The 23,514-nt window shown below is 68.5% G+C and carries 18 protein-coding genes; 11 read left to right on the top strand and 7 right to left on the bottom strand.

Features of this window, described 5'->3' with window-relative positions; genetic code table 11:
• Positions 1–109: 109 nt before the first annotated feature.
• The 6 genes from AC6JA9_RS11500 (at position 110) to AC6JA9_RS11525 (ending at position 10,753) form a co-directional block, all read left to right on the top strand.
• Positions 110–2,374, top strand: coding sequence for a family 2 encapsulin nanocompartment cargo protein terpene cyclase (locus AC6JA9_RS11500; protein WP_497959676.1), 2,265 nt, complete (start codon positions 110–112; stop codon positions 2,372–2,374).
• Between the two features lie 60 nt (positions 2,375–2,434).
• Complete coding sequence (locus AC6JA9_RS11505) at positions 2,435–3,832, top strand: family 2B encapsulin nanocompartment shell protein (RefSeq protein ID WP_408891237.1); 1,398 nt, start codon at positions 2,435–2,437, stop codon at positions 3,830–3,832.
• 22 nt (positions 3,833–3,854) lie between these two features.
• Positions 3,855–5,255: a family 2B encapsulin nanocompartment shell protein gene (locus AC6JA9_RS11510; protein WP_497959677.1), complete on the top strand. Its 1,401-nt coding sequence runs from the start codon at positions 3,855–3,857 to the stop codon at positions 5,253–5,255.
• A gap of 152 nt (positions 5,256–5,407) precedes the next feature.
• Complete coding sequence (locus tag AC6JA9_RS11515) at positions 5,408–7,744, top strand: DUF1588 domain-containing protein (RefSeq protein ID WP_223785956.1); 2,337 nt, start codon at positions 5,408–5,410, stop codon at positions 7,742–7,744.
• A 5-nt stretch (positions 7,745–7,749) separates the two neighbouring features.
• Positions 7,750–9,150, top strand: coding sequence for a DUF1552 domain-containing protein (locus tag AC6JA9_RS11520; protein ID WP_497959678.1), 1,401 nt, complete (start codon positions 7,750–7,752; stop codon positions 9,148–9,150).
• Positions 9,151–9,451: 301 nt separating this feature from the next.
• The gene (locus tag AC6JA9_RS11525; RefSeq protein ID WP_223750512.1) at positions 9,452–10,753 is read left to right on the top strand and encodes a DUF2254 domain-containing protein; all 1,302 of its coding nucleotides are present in this window, start codon (positions 9,452–9,454) and stop codon (positions 10,751–10,753) included.
• 144 nt (positions 10,754–10,897) lie between these two features.
• Here AC6JA9_RS11525 and AC6JA9_RS11530 read toward each other — a convergent pair whose 3' ends face one another.
• Positions 10,898–12,652, bottom strand: coding sequence for a c-type cytochrome (locus AC6JA9_RS11530; protein WP_497959679.1), 1,755 nt, complete (start codon positions 12,650–12,652; stop codon positions 10,898–10,900).
• Between the two features lie 512 nt (positions 12,653–13,164).
• On the opposite strand from AC6JA9_RS11530, the gene AC6JA9_RS11535 reads away from it, so the two are divergent.
• Positions 13,165–13,815 carry a TetR/AcrR family transcriptional regulator gene (locus AC6JA9_RS11535; protein ID WP_223750514.1) on the top strand — a complete coding sequence of 217 codons (651 nt, stop codon included), beginning with the start codon at positions 13,165–13,167 and terminating at the stop codon, positions 13,813–13,815.
• A gap of 30 nt (positions 13,816–13,845) precedes the next feature.
• On the opposite strand, the gene AC6JA9_RS11540 is transcribed toward AC6JA9_RS11535, so the two are convergent.
• On the bottom strand, positions 13,846–14,175 hold the full coding sequence (locus AC6JA9_RS11540) for a hypothetical protein (RefSeq protein ID WP_141332079.1): 330 nt from the start codon (positions 14,173–14,175) through the stop codon (positions 13,846–13,848).
• 154 nt (positions 14,176–14,329) lie between these two features.
• Here AC6JA9_RS11540 and AC6JA9_RS11545 point away from each other — a divergent pair, with 154 nt between their 5' ends.
• From AC6JA9_RS11545 to AC6JA9_RS11555, 3 genes are all read left to right on the top strand, one after another.
• A complete protein-coding gene (locus AC6JA9_RS11545; RefSeq protein WP_408891234.1) occupies positions 14,330–15,520 on the top strand; it encodes a glycosyltransferase family 39 protein in 1,191 nt (396 codons plus the stop codon).
• Positions 15,521–15,585: 65 nt separating this feature from the next.
• The gene (locus AC6JA9_RS11550; protein ID WP_223750516.1) at positions 15,586–15,801 is read left to right on the top strand and encodes a hypothetical protein; all 216 of its coding nucleotides are present in this window, start codon (positions 15,586–15,588) and stop codon (positions 15,799–15,801) included.
• Positions 15,802–15,842: 41 nt separating this feature from the next.
• On the top strand, positions 15,843–16,328 hold the full coding sequence (locus tag AC6JA9_RS11555; protein WP_497959680.1) for a YybH family protein: 486 nt from the start codon (positions 15,843–15,845) through the stop codon (positions 16,326–16,328).
• Here AC6JA9_RS11555 and AC6JA9_RS11560 read toward each other — a convergent pair.
• Positions 16,325–16,993 (bottom strand): hypothetical protein, encoded by a 669-nt coding sequence (locus AC6JA9_RS11560; RefSeq protein WP_426747485.1) that lies wholly within the window; start codon positions 16,991–16,993, stop codon positions 16,325–16,327. The genes AC6JA9_RS11555 and AC6JA9_RS11560 overlap by 4 nt on opposite strands.
• 35 nt (positions 16,994–17,028) lie before the next feature.
• On the opposite strand from AC6JA9_RS11560, the gene AC6JA9_RS11565 reads away from it, so the two are divergent.
• Positions 17,029–18,066, top strand: coding sequence for an AraC family transcriptional regulator (locus AC6JA9_RS11565; RefSeq protein WP_426747484.1), 1,038 nt, complete (start codon positions 17,029–17,031; stop codon positions 18,064–18,066).
• Positions 18,067–18,174: 108 nt separating this feature from the next.
• On the opposite strand, the gene AC6JA9_RS11570 is transcribed toward AC6JA9_RS11565, so the two are convergent.
• The 4 genes from AC6JA9_RS11570 to AC6JA9_RS11585 form a co-directional block, all read right to left on the bottom strand.
• Positions 18,175–18,897, bottom strand: a complete 723-nt coding sequence (locus AC6JA9_RS11570; RefSeq protein WP_497959681.1) for a helix-turn-helix transcriptional regulator — start codon at positions 18,895–18,897, stop codon at positions 18,175–18,177.
• On the bottom strand, positions 18,881–20,026 hold the full coding sequence (locus tag AC6JA9_RS11575; protein WP_497959682.1) for an epoxide hydrolase family protein: 1,146 nt from the start codon (positions 20,024–20,026) through the stop codon (positions 18,881–18,883). Before AC6JA9_RS11575 ends, AC6JA9_RS11570 begins: the two co-directional genes overlap by 17 nt.
• 123 nt (positions 20,027–20,149) lie before the next feature.
• Positions 20,150–21,574, bottom strand: a complete 1,425-nt coding sequence (locus AC6JA9_RS11580) for a DUF1552 domain-containing protein (RefSeq protein WP_497959683.1) — start codon at positions 21,572–21,574, stop codon at positions 20,150–20,152.
• Positions 21,571–23,094, bottom strand: a complete 1,524-nt coding sequence (locus tag AC6JA9_RS11585; RefSeq protein WP_497960668.1) for a DUF1592 domain-containing protein — start codon at positions 23,092–23,094, stop codon at positions 21,571–21,573. Before AC6JA9_RS11585 ends, AC6JA9_RS11580 begins: the two co-directional genes overlap by 4 nt.
• Between the last annotated feature and the right edge of the window lie 420 nt (positions 23,095–23,514).

The raw sequence follows: 23,514 nt of genomic DNA on the forward strand, positions 1-23,514 counted from the left end.
AACCGCTTCGAATCACACGAGAGGCGGCCTGATTCATCCCGGCACCACCGTTGCAATGGGCGCGCGGGCCCGATGAGTTGAATCATCTTGAGACTGGCGAAGGGTGAAGATGTCAAAGGCGCGTCAGAAGCAACCATTCCAGCTGCCTGAGTTCTACGTGCCGTGGCCGGCGCGGCTGAACCCGAACCTGGAAGCCGCCCGCGTGCACACCAAGGCGTGGTCCTACCAGATGGGCATCCTGGGGCCGCCGAGGGACGGGACGGACCGGGAGGTCTGGTCCGAGCGCCGGTTCGACGGCATGGACTACGCGCTGCTCTGCGCGTACACGCACCCCGAGGCGCCGGGGCCGGTGCTGGACCTGGTCACGGACTGGTACGTCTGGGTCTTCTACTTCGACGACCACTTCCTGGAGGTCTTCAAGTACTCGCGCGACGTGAAGGGCGGCCAGGCCTACCTGGACCGGCTGCCGCTGTTCATGCCGCTGGACATGAGCCAGACGCCGCCGGAGCCCGTCAACCCGGTGGAGCGCGGCCTGTGGGACTTGTGGCAGCGCACGGTGCCCGCCATGTCCATGGACTGGCGCCGCCGCTTCTTCGAGAACACCAAACACCTGCTCGATGAGTCGATGTGGGAAATCGAGAACATCAGCGAGGCGCGCGTCTCCAACCCCATCGAGTACATCGAGATGCGCCGCAAGGTGGGCGGCGCGCCCTGGTCGTCGGATTTGGTGGAGGTGGCCGTCGCGGCGGAGATTCCGGACCGGGTGGTGAAGAGCCGGCCGATGCGCGTCTTCAAGGACACCTTCTCCGACGCGGTGCACCTGCGCAACGACTTGTTCTCCTACGAGCGTGAAATCCTGGAGGAGGGCGAGCTCTCCAACGGCGTGCTGGTGGTGGAGAAGTTCCTCGACTGCGACACGCAGCGCGCCGCGGACCTGGTCAACGACTTGCTGACGTCGCGGCTGCAGCAGTTCGAGACGACGTTCGCCACGGAGCTGCCGTGGCTCTTCGCGGAGTACGGACTCAACCCGGTGGAGCAGGCGCAGGTGCTCACGTACCTGCGGGGCCTCCAGGACTGGCAGTCCGGCGGCCACGAGTGGCACATGCGCTCCAACCGCTACATGAACCAGCACGCCGAGGAGCGCCCGGCGCTGTCCATTCCGGTGCCCGCGGGCCTGGGCACCTCCGCGCTCCGGCTGCCGCTGACGGCGGGCGCGCTGGGGATGGGGCCTCGCGCCCGCTCGCTGAGCCACACGCCGCGCCAGCACGTGGGCCCCACGACGTTGCCGAAGTTCTACATGCCGTACAGCACGTACCTCAGTCCCCACCTGGACCATGCGCGGAGGGCCTCCAAGGCCTGGGCGCGGAAGATGGGCCTGCTGGAGGTGGTGCCCGGCGTGGGCTTCTACGTCTGGGATGACCACAAGTTCGACGCGGCGGACGTGGCCCTCTGCGGCGCGCTCATCCACCCGGACGCGACGCCCGAGCAATTGGAGCTGACGGCCTGCTGGCTGGTGTGGGGGACGTACGCGGACGACTACTTCCCCCTGCTCTACGCGAACACCCGGGACATGGCGGGCGCCAAGGCCTTCACCGCGCGGCTGGGGCAGTTCATGCCGGACGACGTGGAGACGGCCAGCGCCGCGGTGCCCCTCAACCCGGTGGAGCTGAGCCTGGCGGACCTGTGGAAGCGCACGGCGGGCCCGTTGACGCCGCGCGGCCGAAAGCTCTTCCGCAAGGCCATCCAGGACATGACGGACAGCTGGGTGTGGGAGCTGAACAACCAGCTGCTCAACCGCGTGCCGGACCCGGTGGACTACGTGGAGATGCGCCGCAAGACGTTCGGCTCGGACCTCACCATGTCGCTGGCGCGCCTGTCCCACGGCGACGCGGTGCCGGAGGACGTCTTCAATACCCGCACGTTGCGGGCGCTGGAGAACTCCGCCGCGGACTACGCCTGCTTCGTCAACGACCTGTACTCCTACCAGAAGGAAATCCAGTTCGAGGGCGAGCTGAACAACTGCGTGCTCGTCGTGCAGAAGTTCCTGGGCGTGGACAAGGACGCGGCGGTGCAGGTGGTCAACCAGATGATGACCGCGCGCATGAAGCAGTTCGAGCACCTGGTGGCCAAGGAGCTGCCCGCCGTCATCCGCACCTTCGAGCTGGACGAGAAGGCGCAAGGCAAGCTGCACAAGTACGTGGAGCAGTTGCAGCAGTGGATGGCGGGCATCCCCCGGTGGCACGCGGGCGTGACGCGCTACACCGAGGTGGAGCTCATCCACGACGCGGCGCCGAAGCTCAAGACGGGCAAGCCCGCCCCGCTGGGCACGTCGGCGATGCGCCTCTCCGAGCTGCTTCACGCCACGCGCCCCTGAGAAGTCCCCAGACACATTCCGCAGTGATTTCGAGTCTTCAACTCCGAAGAAGGGTGACCCATGTCCAATGATTCGAAGAAGTTCGACGACAACAACCAGAGCCTGGGCACGCAGGCGGCGCGGCAGCTGGCGACGACGACCAAGTCCGAGCCGCAGATGCAGGGCATCTCCTCGCGGTGGCTGCTCAAGCTGCTGCCGTGGGTGCAGGTGTCCGGCGGCACGTACCGCGTCAACCGCCGCATGACGTACGCGGTGGGCGACGGCCGCGTCACCTTCACCAGCACGGGCGCCAAGGTGGCGGTGATTCCGCAGGAGCTGGGCGAGCTGCCTCTCCTGCGCGGGTACGAGGACGTGGACGCGCTCACCGCGCTGGCCAACCGCTTCGAGCAGAAGGAGTTCAAGGCGGGCGAGGTCATCACCGAGGCGGGCAAGGAGGCCGACTCCATCGTCCTCATCGCGCACGGCAAGGTGAACCGCATCGGCACCGGCAAGTACGGGGAGCCGGTGGTGCTGGAGACGCTGGCGGACGGAGACCACTACAGCTACCAGGCGCTGCTGGAGTCGCAGGACTACTGGCAGTTCACCGCCAAGGCCGTCACGCCCGTGATTGCGCTGGTGCTCCAGCAGTCCGCCTTCGAGACGGTGGTGGCGCAGGTGCCGTCGCTGCAGAAGCACATCGAGAAGTTCAAGGCGCGCTCCAAGAAGAAGCAGGACCACTCGGGCCAGAAGGCGATTGAGCTGGCGGCGGGCCACCACGGCGAGCCGGTGCTCCCCGGCACCTTCGTGGACTACGAGACGAGCCCCCGCGAGTACGAGCTGTCCGTCGCCCAGACGGTGCTCCAGATTCACACCCGCGTGGCGGACCTCTTCAACGACCCGATGAACCAGACGCAGCAGCAGCTGCGCCTGACGGTGGAGGCGCTCAAGGAGCGCAAGGAGCACGAGCTCATCAACAACCGCGAGTTCGGCCTCCTGCACAACGCGGACCTCAAGCAGCGCATCCACACCCGCTCGGGCGCGCCGACGCCGGACGACATGGACGAGCTGCTCGCGACGGTGTGGAAGGAGCCGTCGTTCTTCCTGGCGCACCCGCGCGCCATCGCCGCCTTCGGCCAGGAGTGCAACAAGCGGGGCATCTACCCCACCAGCGTGGAGATGAACGGCAACCACGTGCCCGCGTGGCGCGGCGTGCCGATTGTTTCCTGCAACAAGCTGCCCATCTCCGAGACGCGCACCACCTCCATCATGCTGATGCGCGCGGGCGAGAAGAACCAGGGCGTGGTGGGCCTGCACCAGGCGGGAATCCCCGACGAAATCGAGCCCAGCCTCAACGTGCGCTTCATGGGCATCAACGAGAAGGCCATCATGAACTACCTGGTGACGGCGTACTTCTCGGCGGCGGTGCTGACGCCGGACGCGCTGGGCATCCTGGAGAGCGTGGAGCTGGGCCGCTCGTAGTCAGCCAACGGGAGACCACGTCATGGCGAATCCAGACAGAGAGCTGGCGGCCCACGAGGGCACCAGCCTGAGCACGGCCGGCGCGCGGCAGCTGGCGACGACGACGAAGACGCAGCCGGTGATGCAGGGCATTTCGCCCCGCTACCTCTTGAGCATCCTGCCGTGGGTGCAGGTGTCGGGCGGCACGTACCGCGTCAACCGGCGGCTGACGTACGCGGCGGGCGACGACCGGCTGAACTTCAGCAACATCGGCGTCAAGGTGGAGGTGATTCCGCAGGAGCTGCTGAAGCTGCCGCTGATGCGGGGCTTCCAGGACGCGGATGACCTGCTCATCCGCACGCTGGCGGGACGCTTCACCCAGCAGCAGTACAAGGCCGGGGACGTCATCGTGGAGGCGGGCACGTCCGCGCACCAGGTGTTCCTCATCGCGCACGGCAAGGCGCAGAAGCTCTCGAAGGGCAAGTACGGCGACCCGCTGGTGCTGGACACGCTGGCGGACGGCGACCACTTCGGCGACCAGGCGGTGGTGGAGTCCAACGACGTGTGGCCCTTCACCGTCAAGGCGCTCACGGCCTGCACGGTGATGGCGCTGCCGCAGGACGTGTTCGAGGCGCTCATCGTCCAGTCCCCGGCGCTCAAGGCGCACGTGGACGGCTACAAGGCGAGGCTCAAGAAGCCCCAGGACAAGGCGGGCCAGGCGGCCATCCCGATGTCGGCCGGCCACCACGGCGAGCCCGTGCTGCAGGGCGGCTTCGTGGACTACGAGCTCAAGCCGCGCGAGTACGAGCTGAGCGTGGCGCAGACCATCCTTCGCGTGCACACCCGCGTGTCGGACATCTTCAACGACCCGATGAACCAGACGCAGGAGCAGCTGCGGCTGACCATCGAGGCGCTGAAGGAGCGCAAGGAGTGGGAGCTCATCAACAACCCGGAGTTCGGCCTGCTGCACAACGCGGACCTCAAGCAGCGCCTCAACACGCGCTCGGGGCCGCCGACGCCGGACGACATGGACGAGCTGGTGACGCGCCGTCGCAAGACGCGCTACTTCCTGGCGCACCCGCGCGCCATCGCGGCGTTCGGCCGGGAGTGCACCAGGCGCGGCCTGTACCCGACGGTGGTGGACGTGGGCGGGGCGAAGTTCCAGGCGTGGCGCGGGGTGCCCATCCTCCCGTGCGACAAGCTGCCCATCAGCCGGGAGAACACGACGTCCATCATCGCCATGCGCACCGGCCAGGAGGACCAGGGCGTGGTGGGCCTGCACAACGCGGGCATCCCGGATGAAGTGGAGGCGAGCCTCACCGTCAAGCGCATGGCCATCAACGACCAGGCCCTCACCCAGTACCTGGTGAGCACCTACTACTCCGCCGCCGTGCTCGTCCCCGACGCGCTGGGCGTGCTGGAGAACGTGGCGCTCGGCGCCTGAAGCACCTCGCCACATCGTGAAACATGACGGCGGGCCCGGTGCGTTACCTCGCGCCGGGCCTGTCGCGTTGGACGCGAGCCGCTCCACGGAGCTGAGCCTGCTTTGCAGAGCTTGCTTGCTATCCCACCCGCCGTCCGTGCCAGTCTGGCCGCATGAACCGCGTCCTCTTGCTGGCCGGACTGTTGAGCCTCGTTGCGTGCAAGGGCTCTTCCAACGGGCCCAACGACACCCCCGACGCAGGCCCCCACAACCCAGGTGACCCTGATGGTGGGCCCGGAGGGAACCAGGCCGCCGCGTGCGTGGTGCAGACGGTGCTCGCCGAGCGCTGCGCCAGCTGTCACGGCGCGATGCCGAGCCAGGGGGCGACGATGCCGCTGCGCACCCTGCACGACATGCGGGTGAGCTCGTCGATGGACGGGCGGCTCAGCAACGCCGAACGAGCGCTCATTCGCATGCGTGACAACGCGTCTCCGATGCCGCCGGCGCCGCATGCGCGCGCGAGCACCGCCGAGCTCACCGCGCTCGAGACCTGGATAGGGGAGGGGATGCCTCTCTGCAATGGCACGGGGGGCCCGCCCGTGACGGAGGTGGCCGAGCCCAACCTGCTCGACCAGTCCACGCTCTTCAGCTGCACCGCGGGCGTGCGCTCGGATGCGCCGACGCGCATCCGCCGCATGAACCGGCGCGAGTTCACCCGCAACGTCGGTGGCTCGGTCGAGCGCAGCTGGACGGGGTTCAGCTTCTACGACAACCCGCTCGACCCCAGCGCCATCGAGCAGTACAGCTCCTGGGCCACGGACGAGACGCTGGACGAAGCCACGGTGGAGCTGTTCCTGCCGGTCGTCGGCGAGGCCGCCTCGCCGTGGACGATGAACTACCCGGACGGCAACCGGATGGAGCGCGTCTTCACCAACAGCCGCTTCAGCTGCATGTTCAACGACGCGAACCCGAGCGACACCTGCAAGCGCTTCCACCTGGGCCAGATGCTCGAGTTCGGCGTCTTCTTCCGCCCGCCCACCGAGGATGAGCTCACCCGCCTCACCGCCTTCGCGACCGAGGTCATCGCGCAGGAGCCGAGCAAGTCCGCGCAAATCCGAGCGGACTCCATCACGCGCATCTCCAACGCCGCGTGGATGATGACCGGCGCCCTGTTCCGCCGCGAGATGGGCGGCGAGCCGGTGGACGGCCGCGTGGAGCTGACCGGCCTCGAGCTGGGCTCTCAGCTGGCCTACGCCCTGGGAGGGCGCGCCCCCTCGGCCACGCCGAGCTTCGTGTGGCCGCACTACTCCGCGCCCCTGGAGGGGCACCTGGCGGACGTGGCCACGGCCGCGAAGGATGGCTCGCTCACGCAGGACGCGACGACCACCGCGCTCATCCAGAAGTACCTGGGCGGCGTCGACGCCAACCAGAACGGGACCCCGCGCTTCGACCTGGTGCAGGACTACAACGAGGAGCAGCGCGCCAAGCGTGGACAGTACTGGCTGGGGGACGGCGTCGCAGGCTTCTTCCGCGAGTGGCTCGGCTACGGGCACGTGGCGGGGGTGTTCAAGGAGTCCCCGGCGGCGACCTCGCGCTTCGAAATCGAGGGGCTCGGCTACATCAGCTCCGTCTCCTACGACAACCTGCTCACCAACTTCCATCCGCTGGAGCCGACCTTCATCCAGCAGTTCGACGACCTGATTGCCCGGGTGGTCGTCGAGGACAAGGACGTGCTGGCGAACCTGCTCACCACGCGTACCTTCTACGTGCCCTCCATGCAGAACGCGGCCTATGACTCGCACAAGGGCCTGTCGCATCCCTACAACGTCAGTGAGATCCTCCCGGCGACCGTCGCGGGCCGCTGGAAGACGCTGCCCGCCACCGAGCGGGCGGGCGTGCTGACCCACCCGGTGTGGCTGGCCGCGCACGGCGGCAACTTCGAGGACGACCCGTCCATCGTTCACCGCGGCAAGTGGGTGCGGGAGAACCTCCTGTGTGGCTTCGTCCCTCCGCTGAGCACCGTGCAGGTGGCGGCCCAGGTCGGCGCCCACGCTCCCGACAAGAACGCGCGCCGCCGCCTCCAGGAGGCGACCGCCGGCGCGCAGTGCCAGGGCTGTCACCGCCTGATGGAGCCGCTCGGCCTGCCGTTCGAAATCTACAACCACGCGGGCTTCCTGCGCGCGCGGGACCATTCGACGAGCGGAGGGTGGACGACGCCGGACGGGAGCTCGACGCTCACGTCGATGCCGGACCCCGCGCTGGACGGCCCGGTGCGCGACGCGGTGGAGCTGAGCGAGCGCCTGGCGACCTCGCGGCACGTGAAGCGCTGCTTCCTGCGACAGACCTTCCGCTACTTCATGGGGCGCCCGGAGAACCCGAGCGACGCCTGCACGCTGACGCAGATGGAGCAGGCCTATGACCAGAACAACGGCTCGTTCTCCAAGATGCTGACCACGCTGATGACCAGTGACACCTGGAAGACGCGGCGCGTGCCGCGGGCTGGAGAGTGACCGCCATGTTCTCGCGACGAACCGTCCTGAAGGGCATGGCCGCCGGCCTCTTCGCGCCCTACTTCCACGACGTCTACGCCCAGTCGTCGTCGAAGCCGCCGGCGCGCCTGGTGCTGGTGCTCGAGTGCAACGGCGTCTATCCCCGCGCGCTCCTGAGCGCGGGCACCCGCGCGGCGCTGGGGGGGCGCGCCAACACCACCGACCGCATCTTCTGGGACGCGTACAAGGACACGGCGCTGGTGCGTGAAGGCGACAATCTCGCCACCGCGACCTGTCTCGGACCGCTGGCGGCGTCCTCCGGCAACATGGATCTGGTAAACCGCTCCGCCGTGCTGCTGGGGCTCTCCAGCCTCATCGCGGGCGGTGGGCACTCCAGCGGGACGGGGGCGCTGAGCTGCGCGGTGAACGGCGCGGGCGCGACCTTCGACGCGGTGATTGCGCCTCGCCTGCGCCGGGGGGCCCCGTTCGACGTGCTGCGCCTGGGCACCAGCTCCGCGCGCGTGTCGATTGTGTACGAGACGTGCGCGCTGGGGCCTCGCAAGCCCGCGGGCATCATCGTGAACCCGTCGCTCGCGTTCGACAGCACCTTCGGCTCGCTGCTCGGTGGCTCGACGAACGGGCGGGACAGGAAGATGCTCTTCGACTTCGCGCTGGCCGACTCGCGAAAGGCGCTGGCGGAGTTCAAGGGCAACTCCAACGAGCGGCTGAAGCTGGAGCGCTACCTCTCCTCGCTCGAGTCACTGCGCACGCGGGAGGACCAGCTCGCGGGCATGGCGGACCGCGTGCGGCCGTACCTGCCGCCGGCGCCGAAGGACAACCCGCTCATCACCGGCGCGGGCTCACCGCCCGACTCGCTGAAGTGGTTCGAGGCGCAGTTCCAGATCGCCACGGCGTCGCTGCTGGGTGGATTGACGAACACGGTGGTGCTGGCGACGGGAAGCTCGGGCTTCGACGTGGCCTACGGCGCGGACGTGGCCGACGTCGCGCGACACAGCCTGCAGCACGGCCTGGACGCGGGGCAGAACTGGGACCGCGTCGCCGAGGTCACCCGCCGCCACGTGCAGTTGGTGGCGAACCTGGCGAGGACGCTGGCCGCCACGCCCGAGGTCGGCGCGAGCGGCTCGATGCTGGACCACACCGCCATCGTCTTCATGTCCGACAACGGCGAGCAGCACCACTCGACCTCGCGGGAGTGGCCCAAGCTCGTGGTCGGCGGCAACGCGCTGGGCCTGAAGACCGACGGGCGCACCGTCGTGTACCCGAAGTTCGACGCGGCCCGGAACCGGCAGGTCTCCAACCTCTTCAACACGCTCGGCCACGCGTTCGGGGACGCTGACTTCAACACCTTCGGGCAGGAGGGCAGTACGCGCATCGCGCCGGGGCCGCTGAGCGAGCTGTATGGCTGAGCCGTGGGCTCGGGCTGGGTTCTCGGGCCTGCTGTATCAGCAGGTCAGCCTCTTCTGACCCCTCGGCGGGTCAAGGAGCGTTCCGCGGCTCAGGGGCACACCCGCGCCGACAGGCCTGACGCATGGTCGCCTGGCGGTCCCCCGACGGAGCCCTGTCTTCTCCTGTCTGGCCGTGCCGCGGTCCCTTCCGTCCGGATGCGGCGTGCCCAGTATTGCCTGAGTCGAGCAGGAAGGCCGAGCCTCCTCCCGCCAGCCGGGCTCGCGGCGCCGCGTCCGCGGCCCGGTGCTCGTCGCGACCATCATGACGCCTCGATTCGCGCGCCTCACCGAGCGGCTGAACATGAGCTATTGGCTGGTGCCCGCGCTGTGTGTCGTGGGAACCATCGGCCTCTCCTACCTCGCCCAGGCCATCGACTCGCGACTGGAGCAGACGGAGCACGCCTGGTACCTCTTTCGAGGCGGGCCGGAGGGCGCCCGCTCGGTCCTCACCGCGGTGGCCTCCTCGATGATGACGTTCGCGGGCCTCGTTTTCTCCGTCACCATCCTCGTCCTCCAGCAGGCCAGCAATCAGTTCTCTCCGCGCGTGATGCGCACCTTCCTGGGGGACCGGCGGAGTCAGCTCGCCCTCGGCATCTTCGTGGGGACGTTCGTCTACGCCCTGCTGACGCTGCGAGGCGTCCGAGGCGCGACGGAATGGCGGGGCAACGAGGGCTACGTGCCCTCGCTCTCGGTCTGGCTCGCCGTCGTCCTCGCGCTGCTCTGCGTGGCGACGTTCATCTACTTCATCCACCATGTCGCCCAGTCCATCCGCGCCGTGGTCATCCTCGAGCGCATCCGTCAGGAGACCTGCCGCACCCTGGAGCGGATGTACCCGGAGGGCATCGGCCAGGACGCGGAGGAGGGGCGCCTGGAGCGACCCGTGGCGCCCGCATCACTCCTCGTCCCCCATGACGGGCCGTCCGGGGTCCTCGTCGTCATCGACGAGTCACGTCTGCTGGCCTGTGCCCGGGAGGCCGACGTCCTGCTGGCCCTGCTGCCGATGATGGGTGACTTCATCCCCCACGGCGGCCCGCTCTTCGAGGTGTGGGGAGACGCCGCGAAGCTCGACGTGAAGGCCTTGACGGAGGCCGTGGTCGTCGGCCCCGAGCGGACGCTCCAGCAGGACACCGCGTTCGGCTTCCGCCAACTCGTCGACGTCGCGGAGCGGGCCCTCTCTCCGGGCATCAATGACCCCACCACGGCCGTGCAGGCCATCGACCAGCTCCATGACCTGCTGCGGCGCATGGTCCATCGGCGCTTTCCCGCCCCGTCACGCAAAGACGAGGAGGGCGCGCTCCGACTGCTCTGCCCGCGCCCGGACTGGAGCGCCTACCTCCGGCTCGCCATCGACGAGCTTCGCCAGTATGGCGAGCGCTCCGTCCAGGTCGTCCGGCGCCTGCGCTTCCTGCTGGAGGACCTGCTGCGCGTGGCGCCCCCCTTCCGGCGCGCCGAGCTGGAGCGACAGCTCTCGCTGCTGGACGCCAGCATCGAGCGTGCCTTCCCGGACGCGCGTGAAGCCGCCATGGCCCGTCGCGCCAGCCCCCAGGGGAGCGGCCCCTCCTGAGGCGCCACGACCATGGGCCTCGCCTTGGCCCGGACCCCTGAACGGATGCGCTCGCGGGGCCTCGAAGGGGAGCGCCGCGGGGGCCACTCCACGGAGCGTGCCGGAGCGTGGCGAGCGAATCCCCGCCACGCTCCAGCGGACGGCTCACAGCGTCTTCATGTACTCGATGAGCGCGGTGCGCTCCGCGTCCGTCAGCACGTCGGTGAACGTGTGGCCCGAGTTCGACTGGCTGAACATCCGGGTGTTGTAGATCTTCCGGTCCTCGATGTCCGAGTTCGTGAAGCTCGGGGCCACGATGCTGCCCAGGAGGTTCCAGGCCAGCGCGCCGTTGCCGTACAGCAGCGACAGCCCGCCCTCGATGAGCGGCGTCTCGTTCGGGTCCCACGGGTTGCAGTGGTTGAACGGCGAGAAGGTCAGGTAGCTGCACGGAATCGTGTCGTACTTCCACCCGACCTTGCCCTGGTCATAGCCCTTCGCCAGGTCGGTCTCGAAGCCCATCACCACGCCGAACCTCGCCGGCTTCGACTTGCGACGCCAGATGCGCGGTCGGTCCGACGACTTGAGCAGGCTCCAGAGGTCGGGCACCGAGCCGTTGTGGAAGTACGGGCCGGACGCCCAGATGCCGTAGAGCGGCTGCGCGAGATAGCCGATCATGTTGTACTTCTCGGCGCAGCCCTCCTGCCCGTTGTAGCCGAAGAAGCTGTACTTCGCCTGGGTCTCGACGGCGCCGTCGTTGGCGAGCATCCGGGCGTCATCGGTGTCGATGATGTCGATGGGCGTGACGTTGGCCGCCATGCCCTCGAACAACGGAGTGGCGAGGAAGCTCGGGTCGTTCACGTAGCGGGGCGCATAGGCGCCGTGGCAGCTCGCACACGAGCCGTTGCCGGCCTGCTGCGGCTTCGCGACCGGGTTGTTTCGGCTCGGCGCCCACAAGTCGAGCGTGTGGAACAGGACCGACCCCTGCTGCGCGAGCGCCGTGTTGACCGGCAGCGGGTAGGCCGGCGACTTCAGCCCGAGCATCCAGGTGTTCGCCTGGTACTCGTTCTCGAGGATCCACTCGTAGCCGCCCTGGTAGGTCGGCAGCGCGGCGCCCGGCATGTACCAGGAGAGCTCGATGCGCGTGGCGTCGCTGCTCATCCCGGCGTCGTAGAACTTCACCGGCCGGTGCCCGAGGTTCCACCAGTTCGGCGGGTCCTCCGTGCCCGTCGAGCCGGCGGCCCAGATGCTCGGATTGAGGATGACGCCGGGAATCGTCCCGTCGGGGTCGAAGAGGGTGAGCAGGGCGAAGAGCTGGAAGTTGGTGATGTTGCCCGTGCCGCGGATGCGGTTCAGGGAGGCAATGGTGAAGGCGGGGTTGAGGCCGCCCAGCTCGCCCAGGAACAGGGTCGCGTCGGTGAGGCCGTTGGTCCCGTGCAGCGCCCCCAGGCCCGCGCCGTCGCTCGCCTTGCCAATCTGACCGCTGTGACAGACCGAGCACGTGACGCCAATCTGCCCGCTCCACGAGCCGTCGGCGTTGCGTGTCTGCGTCAGGGCCATCGGCAACTGGCCGGAGCCTCCGTTCGTGCGGTTGGGGTCCTCGAAGGGGAGGGGATACGGATTGCGCTGCTGGCTGAGCGGGACGCCGTAACGCTCGGCGACGAGGTTGTCGAAGTCAGAAGGGCGGAACGGCAGGCCCCACCTGAGCCACAGCGCGTTGTACTGGGCCGCGGACATCGACCAGAGACTCCACGCGGAGTGGCCGCTGAACTCCCAGCCGGCGTCGGGGTCTCCATTTCCCCCGAGCAGCCGCCCTCCCGCCGCGTTGACCGACCGCAGCTCGCCGCACGTCTGCGGCGTGCGGTTCATGCACGAGTTCCATCCCACGTTGAACACGACGTTCTTGTTCGACGTCGGCGTCACGAGTGAGCGTGGATCCGCCGGCAGGGGCGTCGCATCCGACTTGCCAGTACAGAACTCGAACCAATAGTGCCCGCCGCGCTTGCTGCCGAGCAGGTCGGATTGCGCTGCCGCCGGTGTACTGCCGGCAAATACGAAACACATCGCGACGAGACCGCTTCGAATCAGACGTGCCGCCATGACGTCCCTCCTCCTGTCTGCCTGTGGGTCGGTCGGATGGGGTCGCGGTCCGACCGGTGGGCATGCGCTCGAAGACGTCCGTTTCAGGGCGCACGCTCGGTGTGAGACTAGTTCACATTTGTCGCCAATAAGGGACATTTGTCGCGAAAGTGCCTTGGGCGACTTTTGCTGCTTATTGACGTTTTGGGGGACACCGGAGCCAGGTGGGGCCCGTGCGGGCATCCAGTCCGAGGCATGTCCTGGCCGCCACCGCTGGGTTGTCGAGCGAACCCCGGCGTGGAAGAACGCGCGGTGCCGACTTCGCGTCCGCGACGAACGCAATGGAGTCACGAGCCATGGCTGACGATGCGCGTCAATCCGCCCCCCACCCCGACTTCGTGGCGCGCAAGCCGCAGCAGCAGCGCGCCAAGGTCCGGGTCGATGCCGTGCTCCAGGCGGCGGAGGGGCTGCTGCTCGAATCAGGGCTCTCGGCGTTCTCGATTCCGACGCTGGCGGAGCGTCTGGAGTACCCGCGGTCGACCATCTACAAGTTCTTTCCGACCCCCCAGGCCCTGCTCAACGAGCTGGCGGAGCGCCAGCTGGCGGCGCTGGAGGCGCACCTGACGCGCTATGCCCAGAGCCTGCTGGGGGCCAAGGACTGGCAGGAGCCGATGACGCGCATGGTGCATGCGGCGGCGGACTTCTACCGCGCGCATCCGGCGGCGCAGGTGGTCCTGCTGAGCGGGCCGGTCTCGGATGTGAGCTTTCGCGCGTTCGAGTCCACCATCGCGCGGCTCGGCACGCTCGCGCGCAACCTGCTCGCGACGCACGGCATCGACATCCCGCGGGGGGCGCCGGACATCGCGGCGCTGGCGGTGGAGTTCGGCACCGCGAGCCTCCGGATGTCCTTCTACCTTCATGGCCGCATGACGGACGAGTACACCCAGGCTGCGGCCGACGTGATGCAGTCCTTCCTGGCCATGCGGCTGGGATTGCCGCTGCGCTGAGTCAGGCCCCCGCGAGGTCTTCCAAGGAGCTCACGGGGAGACGAACAGCCGGGTCACGGCGTAGTTGTACTTGCCTGCTTCCTTGAGGGTCACCGCCGAGGTGAGCACTTCCCCTTCGTAGGTGTAGGTGATGCCCCATTTGCCCGAGTGGATCAGCGCGTCGAGCATCTCCGGCGAGGTGCAGGTCTGGAAGTCGGGGAACAGCGCGTGGGGGATGTAGTACGTGCCCGTGGTGAGGTCGATGACGAGGGTGACGTCGACGGGGCCCACCAGGAAGCTGCCTGGGCGTTTCAGGCCCATCAGGCGGACGCGATGCCCGCGCGGAATCGGAGCGTAGAGGTCGAGGTCGGTGCTTCGCATCGCGCCAGGATAGCTCCTCCGATACTCGGGGAAGAGTCCATTTCGAGCCGTGTCTCAGGGCCCGAGGGAGCCGTCCTTCGTGCTCGCTTCAGACAGGTCCGTGAGTATCCTCCGGCCATCAATCATGGACGCGCCTTCTCGATGGAGTCTCAAGATGCGTCGGTGGGATGGCTCGACGCCGCCGAAGCCCTCGACGTCCAGTGAGGGCTGGGCACTCGTGGCGCTCGTGGCGGGGGTCCTGCTGCTTCACCTGCTCATCATCGATCAGCCGACCCTGTCCTATGTCTTCGACGAGGCCCACTACGTACCGGCGGCCAGGTGTCTGATGGCCGGGACGGGATGCAACGAGGAGCACCCACCTCTGGCCAAGGTTCTCATCGCACTCAGCATCCAGGCGTTCGGTGACCGGGGATTCGGCTGGCGCCTGCCCTCCGTCTTCGCAGGCAGCTTCACGCTGGTGCTGCTCTACCTCCTCGCGCGGAGGCTCACGGACGGCCGTGTCGCGCTCCTCGCCGCCTTCCTGCTCGGCTTCGAGAACCTCTGGTTCGTCCACTCGTCGATCGCCATGCTCGACATCCCGGCGTTCTTCTTCGCGATGCTGGGCGTCTACTTGTTCACGGGACAGAGGTGGTGGCTCGCTGGACTCGCGCTCGGCGTTGGCATGCTGGCCAAGGGCGTGGTGGCGATGGTGTTCATCGCGCTGGTCCTCTACGCCTTGCTCAGCCAGGAGCGGTGGTACTCCAAGGCCGCGCTGGCGGTCACGACACGGGTCGGTCTCAGCGTCGGCATCCCCGCGGCCCTGACCTTTGTCGCGGGACTGGGGCTCTACGACCTCGTGTATCAAGCCTTTCCCAGTCCGCTCCATCACCTCGCCAGCATGGCGAGCTATCATCAGACCATCGGTTCGCCGGCAATGAGCGACAGCGTGCATCCGCTGCGTTGGTTCTCGGGGTTCCCGAACTCGCCGTATTTCGTCACGTCCATCCAGGCCGAGGACGGCAGCATCCCTCGAGATGTCCTGCAGTACATGGACCAGCCCAACCTGGTCATTCTGCTGTTCATCTGGCTCGCCATTCCGCTCGTGTGGCCGGACATCCGGGCGCGACAGCCGCTGGCGCTCCTCTCCTCGCTGCTGGTGGGGGTCCCGTACCTGCTCTTCCTCCTGGTCGCGCACGTGCGCGTCACCTATCCGTTCTACATGCTGCTGTTTATGCCAGGCCAATGCATCCTGTCGGCGCTGGCGCTCTCGAAACTGCCGCGCGGGGCCACGCTGACATTCTGCGCAGGCGTCCTGGCGTGGTTCTTCTTCTGGTTCCCACGCAATCCGCTTGCGCCTTGGGAGTAGGTTTCGGACGGCTCCTCTCCTTGATTTCCCGGGTTCCACATGACACGCTGTCGACAGGAGGTCGTATGAAACAACTGGCAGGTGTCTTGTCTGTTCTTGCGGTCGTCGCGCTCTTCATGAAGGGCTTTGATTCGAATGGCGTGGTGTCGACGGCCGAGGCGGCGGCGGCCTCGAAGGCGACAACGATAGTCACGAAGACGTCGACGACGAAGGCGACGAAGGCGACGACAAAGACCGTGACGACGGTGAAGACGGCGACCAAGACGGTGGCGCCGAAGTAAGGGCGTCTCCCCAGCTCGACATCCACCGGTGCCCGAGGTCCATGAGCCGCTATCGTCTTCCGTGGGTCGTCCTTGGCTCGATGCTGGTGACCGAGCCCATCCTGGCTCAGAGCGCTCCTGCTCCCGCCGCGGCCGTGCGCCTCCCCGAGGTCGCACTGCCACCTGCGTTGGACCGCGTGCTGCGCGACTATGAGCGTGCATGGCGCGCGGGCGACGCGGCTGCGCTTGCCTCGCTGTTCGCGGAGGACGGGTTCGTACTGCAGAGCAATCGCCCGCCTGTCCGTGGTCGTGCGGCCATTCGAGCCGCCTATGAGGGGCAAGCCGGCGGGCCATTGCAACTGCGCGCGCTCGCGTTTGCCGCTGAAGAGACGAGTGGCTACATCATCGGCGCATACGGCTACGGCAACAAAGCCGACGACACGGGGAAGTTCACCCTCCCCCTGCGTCGTGCACCCGGTGGGCCGTGGCTGATCGTCTCGGACATGGACAACGCGAACGCGCCGCCACGAAACCGGCAAGGGGGCTAGCGAAACGGCGCAAGATAGACATAGGTCACGTCAGCGTCCGTGGCACGGCCATCTCGCAGTGGAGGCACGCGTCCGCGATACGCTACGACCTGCTCGCCCGGACCCAGGCGGAACTCTATCGGTGAGACCGCCAGCGCGACGAAGAAGCTCGTCGCACGCATCTGGACGGTGTCGCCGGTCAAGGTCAGCTCGAAGGCGTATTCGCTGCCTCGGTCCCAGAAGACCAGGGGGACGGCCTGCCCCGCACGCAGCTCACGCAGGTGGGTGCGCGCGAACCCGAACAGCGTTGGTCCGACGACGATGTTCGCATCCCCGCCCTCACCGCCCGCGAAGTGGTGTGCCTCGCCGCGTTGACCGTGGACCTCCTCGAAGGCAATCAGCCGACCGTTTTCGTCTTGTGTCGCCTGTTGCAGCACGACAGGCACGTCGTCCGCGAACGTGATGTGCGTCGAGACGCGCTCACCGTTCGCACGCTCGATGACGCGCCGCTCGTAGCGAAACGCGGGTGTGGGGCTCCCTTCGGGCGTCACTGTCCCGACGTAGATCAACTCACCGTGGTTCGCGGCCGGTGTCGCCAGCCGCGCCGCCTGAACGGGGGTGATGGATGCGTGCCCACAGCCCACGACTCCGCAAACAGCGAAGAGCAACGAATAGCGCCGGTTCATGTGAAGATGGTGCAGCACCCTGGGAGTCGCCAACAATGTCGCAGGCCGCCAAACCACTGTCCGAGGGCGACATCGCCGCGTGCAACGTCCTGCCCGCGTTCGAAGCGTCGCTCCGGTTCGGAGCCACCGAGGACGAACTGGCCGACCGGATTGGCTGGCGCCGGAAGGCGTTGCTCGAGCCTGACGCGCGGGTCAGCGGTGCGTCGACCTACCAGCACATGGCGCTGATGTACTCGAAGCCCCGTTATGCCGAGTTCGTCATCGCCGCGGTTCGAGCCTATGACGTCAAGAGCCTCGGCGTCGTGGGCCTCGCATGCAAGACCATGCCGAACATCGGCGTCGCCATGGCGTGTCATGCCCGATTCCAGAAGCTGACCAACCGCACCGCGACATACGAGACGGGGCTCCGAGACGACGGTCTGTACATCCGTGAGCAGCGAGAGGACCCGAGTCTCGGAAGTGAGCTCATCTCCGACTACACCCTGCTCGTGGCCATCCGCCTGCTCTCCCTGCTGAGCGACGCCCCCATCCCCGTGCGGGCGATGTACAGCCGCCGGGCGCGGATGCCAGCGAGGGAGCGCGCGCTCTATGAGGAGACACTCGGCGCGGCCGTGACGACGGGGGCTGCCCGCGCCGAGCTGGTCTTGGATCCGGGGGTCCTGGCCCTTGGCGTGCGCAAGGCAGACGCGGAGATGGAGGGCTATTTTCGCGGGGTCCTCGAGGATGCCCTGCCAAGGCCAGACGAGGCACCTGAGCTGCTCGTCTCGGTACAGGCCGTCATTCGTGACCACCTCCAGCAGGGCGCGCCGACCCTGGGCCAGGTCGCCCGGGTCATGGGGCTCGGCGAGCGCACGCTGCAGCGCCGACTCAGCGAATTCGGAGTCGGCTTCCAAGCGTTGCTGGACGACACGCGCAAGACGCTGGCGGAAGGGTACCTGAAGCAGCCCGCGCTGACGCTGGCCGAGGTCGCATACCTGCTCGGCTTCGTCGAGCAGGCGTCCTTCTTCCGGGCATTCCGTCGCTGGTACGGCGTGACACCCCAGGCCTACCGGATGAGCATCGCGCCACGGTGACACCGCGCGACGGGCCGTGCTGGGCCGGCCGGGGAACCACACGAAGTGCGGGAGCGCCACCGGAACGGGTGACGCGCAAGGAACCGCGCCTCACGCAGGTGGCCGCGCTCAATCGGGATACAGGCGCTTCCATTCCTCCCGCCATTCCCGCGCCAGTGTGGACCGGGGGCGGCCGTAGCGGGCCTCCGTCGCCGAGGCCGCGGTGATGCGGTCGACGCGGAAGTGGCGGAAGGCCTGGCGCAGGCAGCACCAGGCGGCGACGAGCTGTTTGCCCTCGTGGAACGCGAGCTGTACGGGCCAGATGTCGCGCTGGCTCGGCTGGCCCTTCTCGTCGGCATACACGATGAGGAGCGCCTTCTCCTCGCGAATGGCCCGGCGCACCAGGCCGAGCACCGGGACGGGCGCGGCCCCGCCGCGCATCAGGATGGGCCAGAGCCCGGTGTCGTTCATCCGGTCGCGCAAGTCCTCGGGCGAGGCGGTGGCGATCTTGGCCAGGGCATTGCGCGCCGCCCCGGCGAGGCCGGCATCCGGCTGGGCCTCCACCCAGCGGGAGCCGAGCACCAGCGCCTCCAGCTCCTCGGCCGTGAACATCAGCGGCGGCAGGAAGAAGCCCGGCTTCAGCATGTAGCCCACGCCCGCCTCGCCCACGATGGGCGCGCCAAGACCGATGAGTGTCCGCACGTCGCGATAGAGCGTGCGCAGGGACACCCCCTGCTCCTCGGCCAGCGCCGCCGCGGTGACGGGGCGGCGGTGCCGGCGAAGTGCGTCCATGACTGCGAAGAGGCGTTCGGTCTTGTCCATGCGCGCCCGGGGCTCACCGGATGGTGCCATGGAACGCGCGGAGGTCGGCCGCGTAGTGCTCCGGAGCCTCGAGCGCCGGGAAGTGCCCGGCCAGCCGCGCCTCGGTCCAGTGGACGAGGTTCTGCAGGTGCCGCTCGCCCCAGGCGCGCGGCGCGGGGTTGTCGACGTCGGCGGGCACCAGGACGCCCTGCTTCACGTCATGGCGGGGCATCGGCGCCAGCAGCTCCTGGTCGGCGAAGGCCTCCTTGTACAGCCGGACCGATGAGCCAATCGTCTGGGTGAACCAGTAGACGGAGAGCAGGGTGCACAGGTCGTCGAGCGAGTAGACCGACTCGAGGCGGCCGTCCCGCAGGTGGCTGCAGCCGTGGAACTTCTCGAGGATCCACGACGCCAGGCCCGCAGGTGAGTCGTTGAGGCCGACGGCGAGCGTCTGCGGCTTGGTGCCGTGAATCATGACGTAGGCGCTCTGCGTGGCGGTCCACAAGTCGACGCGCCGGAAGTAGTCCACCTCCTCGGGCGTCGGCGCCTGGGGCCGCGGGTACCCCGAGAAGACGTTGAGGTAGTGCGCGCCCAGGAGTCGGCCGGGGTGGTTGCGGACCAGGCTGAAGCAGACCCCCGAGCCCAGGTCCGAGCACGCCACGAGGAACTTCTCGTAGCCCACCCGGGTCATCAGCTCCGCCCAGAGATGACCCATGCGGCTCATGTTCATTCCCCGCTTCGTCGGCCGGCCCGAGAAGCCGAAGCCCTGCAGCGAGGGGATGATGACGTCGAACGACACCCCGTTGCGCTCGGCGGTGAGCAGCGGGATGAGCGGCAGGAACTCGACGAAGTTCGAGGGCCAGCCATTGGCCAGGACGATGGGGACGCGCGTCCCGCCCTGACCCGGTGCATGGACGAAGTGGACTCGCTCGCCGTCGACCTCCTCGATGAATTGAGGAACCGCGTTGAGGCGCTGCTCGGCGGCGCGCCAGTCGAACCGCTCCGCCCAGTGGGTGACGAACCGCCGGAGCAGCTCGGCATCGGTGCCATCGTTCCAGCCGACGCCTTCGACCGTCGCGGGGAAGCGGGTGGCCTTCAGCCGCGCGCGGAGGTCATCCAGCTCGGCGTCGGAAATGGAGAGGGTGAATGGGCGGGTCGTACGTCGCTTGGGTGCGTGCATCCCCAGGTTGTGCCCGAGGGGTGCTGACAGGGTGTGTCAGCAGCGTGCGCCTGCCCCAGCGCCACGGCCTCGCTCGACGACCTGCTCCAGCGTGAAGCACGGGAGCAGGCCGCCATCAACGCCTCAGGCGATGAGCTCGGAGAGCACGCCCTTGGTGAGCGCCGGGTCGCCGAAGTCGTCCAGGTTCCCGCCGGCCGCGTTCCTCAACCCCACGGCGGTGCCAATCGTGTTCAGCATCCGGTTGTGGTTGGGATTGCCGCCGCCCGACGCCTCGACGTAGACGCCCTGCTTGAGGAAGCCGTTGCAGCTGCCCGCCAGCACGAACGGCACGTTGCGCGCCGAGTGGGCCGGCCCGTTGCCCAAATCGTTGTACCAGACCGACACGCCGTGCTCGATGAGCCGCTTGCCGTCCGGCATCTGGTAGGCCGCCAGCTTGTCCAGCAGGTGCTTGAAGGTGCTCGCGAACTGCACGTCCACGTGGTGGTGCAGCAGGTCCGAGCCCGTGATGATGCCGCCGCTGGCGTCGTGCGACGTGCGCCGGTGGGACACGTAATGGAAGTTCTCCATCAACTGCCCCGTCTCCGGGTGGCGGTAGCGCGTGTCGCCGTCGTTGCCGTTGCCCACCTGGATGACGGCCGCACGGTTGGTGCCGCACGCCATCGCCATCACCGCGATGTCCATGTGCAGCCGGGCGGTGGCGAGCACCTCGGTGCCGTCCGTGCTGTCGTAGCCGGGGGCCTGCTGCTGGAGGATGAGCTCCTGGTCCGCGCGCATGCGGCAGCTCAGGGCGACCTCCAGGTCCCGGACGTTCGACAGGTGCAGGTCCACGCGCTCATGGTCGGACGCGCTCAGCTCGGGCCGCTGCTTGAGCGACTGGAGCTGGGCCTTCACCAAATCGTTCACGCTGCGCTGCCGGACGAGCAGCTGCTCGCGAGCCTCGGGCGTCAGTCCCCCCGGTCCGCCAATCATCGTCTGGTACGCATTCCACGGGTCATGCAGCGCGGCCCGGCGCACGTTGCTGCTCCGGTAGGACAGGCAGGGCCCCCCGAGCCAGCCGCCCCGCCGGCCCGCGTAGAACACGAGCGAGTCACGCTGCTGCGGGTTGAGCTCGCGCCCGATGCGGTGGTCGATGGACTCGCCCGCGGACTCGGAGCCGCCGCCCGCGCCCTCCACCACGGGGCCCCGCGCGGTCAGCCCCTGCATGGCGCCGCGGGCGTGGCCGTCCCCGTAGTTGTAGTCCCGCATGTTGACGTTGCGCACGAGCAGCAGGTGCGCGCGGTGGGCCTCGAGCACGCCCACGGCCCGCCCGGCCATGCTGTCCGCGGTGAGCGCCCCCAGGGTGCGCGGCCAGAAGCGCTCCGGCTCCGCGCCCAGCTCCGACGTCGTCTGGGCCGAGGCGACGCCGTTGGCCTGTCGGAAGAAGATGGCGTACGGCCGCACCACCGGGTCCGCCGCGAGGGCGGTCCTCGGCATCAACCCCTCGAGGAGCGGCAGGCTCAGCATCGTCCCGCCCAGGCCCTTCAACACCATCCGGCGACTCAGCTTCATGGCAGCTCCTCCGGGTGGCGATTCACGAAGCCCTCGCTGGTGACGACCTCCACGACCAGGTCGACGATGGACAGGTTGCCCGCCTTCGACAGCTTCCCGAGCCGCTCCACCAGCGGCGCGTCCTCGTGGGCGGACGGGCGCCCGTGGAGGTACTCCACCCAGTGCTTCGCGTAGCACGCGTGCACCGACTCATTGGCCGCGAGCGCGTCCGCCAAATCCAGCGCGTCGCGCACCGGCACCGTCTCCCCGTTGATGTTGGGCGTCGAGCTGGCGTCCACCGGATGCCCGTTGTCCGTGGTGCGGAAGCCGCCGATGGCGTCGAAGTTCTCGAACGGGAAGCCGAGCGGGTTGATGAGGTGCGAGTGGCAGCTGGCGCACGCGCTCCCCGGCGCCTCGGTGTGCGAGGCGACGACCTCGCGATTGGTGCGGCCCTGCGGGGCGGGGAGCGGCGGGATGTTGGCCGGCGGCGCGCCAATCTTCCGGCAGATGATGCGCTCGGAGACGAAGACGCCGCGGTGGATGGGGTCCGGGTCCACCGACGTCGCGTGCGAGGCCAGGAAGCCCACCTGGGTGAGCACGCCCTTGCGCTCGCGCGAGTCGAGCGTCACGGGGACGAAGTCGGCGGTGAACGCGCCGCTCAGCCCGTAGACGCGCGCCAGCTCGTCGTTGACGAAGGTGGACGGCGAGGTGAGCAGGTCGCTGTAGCCGCCCTTGCGGGAGAAGACGACGTCCTGGACGAAGAGGCTGGTCTCCCGGGCCGCGTACTCGCCGAGCCGCTCGGTCACCTGGGGATAGCGCGTGAGCGAGGGCCGGATGGCGGCATAGCGGGGCACGTCGAAGAGGGTGCGGTGGAAGGCCTCCACCACCTTGTTCGAGCGCGCGTCCTGGAGCATGCGCCTGGCCTGGGTGGCGACGCCCTCGCGCGAGTGCAGGGTGCCCTCGCTCGCGGCGGCGAACAGGGCGTCGTCCGGCATGGCGTTCCACAGGCCATAGCTCAGCCGCGAGGCCACCTCGTAGTCGTCGAGCGGCACCCGGTCCTGCACGGCCTGGGTGCTGCGCTCCACGCGGTAGAGGAAGTGGGGCGACTGGAGGAAGGCCTCGATGACCAGCCGGAGGCCCCCCTCGAAGGCCGCCATGTCCGCGTAGGCCTGGGGCCCCTTGCGGTACAGCTCGAGGTAGCTCTCCACCTCATCGGGCGTCAGCGGGCGCCGGTGCGCGCGCAGGCCGAAGGACTCCACGAAGGCGCGGGCGCGCGCTTCACCGGTGGCGGTCGACGCGGGCACCAGGCGCGCGAGCTTCGCCGCGTCCGTCGTCACCTGTCCGGCGAGCTCCGCGGCGGCGCGCTGGTAGGCGCCCCAGAGGGCCTCGTCGACGGAGAGGGCGCGCGCATCGTTGTCGAAGAGGAAGCCGCTCTGGGCGGGGTCCGCGCGGAAGGTGCCCGCGAGCGTCGTGGGCGGCGCGTCCAGACGGAGCAGCTCCTGCACGCTGTGGGTCCACTGCACGTGCGTCAGGCGCGCCATCCTCACGGAAGGGGCGGGCTTCTCGACGGCGGGGGGCGGGGGATTGCCGGGACCGGGTCCTCCACCGGGGCCCTCCGGGTTGGAGAGGGTTCCTTCGCAGCCAGCAGCCCCGCTCAAGAGCAACCCGAGCACCACCGGGCGCCACCACCGTCCCCGCTCCGCTGGCTCTCGTGACAACCGTTGTGACCGCATCCTCGGCACGAGCGCCTCCATCATTGGGAGACATACCCATCGGCTGGATGACGCGGTCCTGTCAATGTAGCCGCGACGCGCACGCATCGGTCGGATGGCCCGGTGACACGGATACTGAAAAACTCGTGTCACGCATGCATGCGCGTTTCATCTTCCATGCGGGCCTCGGGCGAAAGTGTGGAGGAGGCGCCACAGGCGTGGGGGACAGACCCCCTCAATGCGCGGGTG

This window comes from Myxococcus sp. MH1, assembly GCF_059738865.1.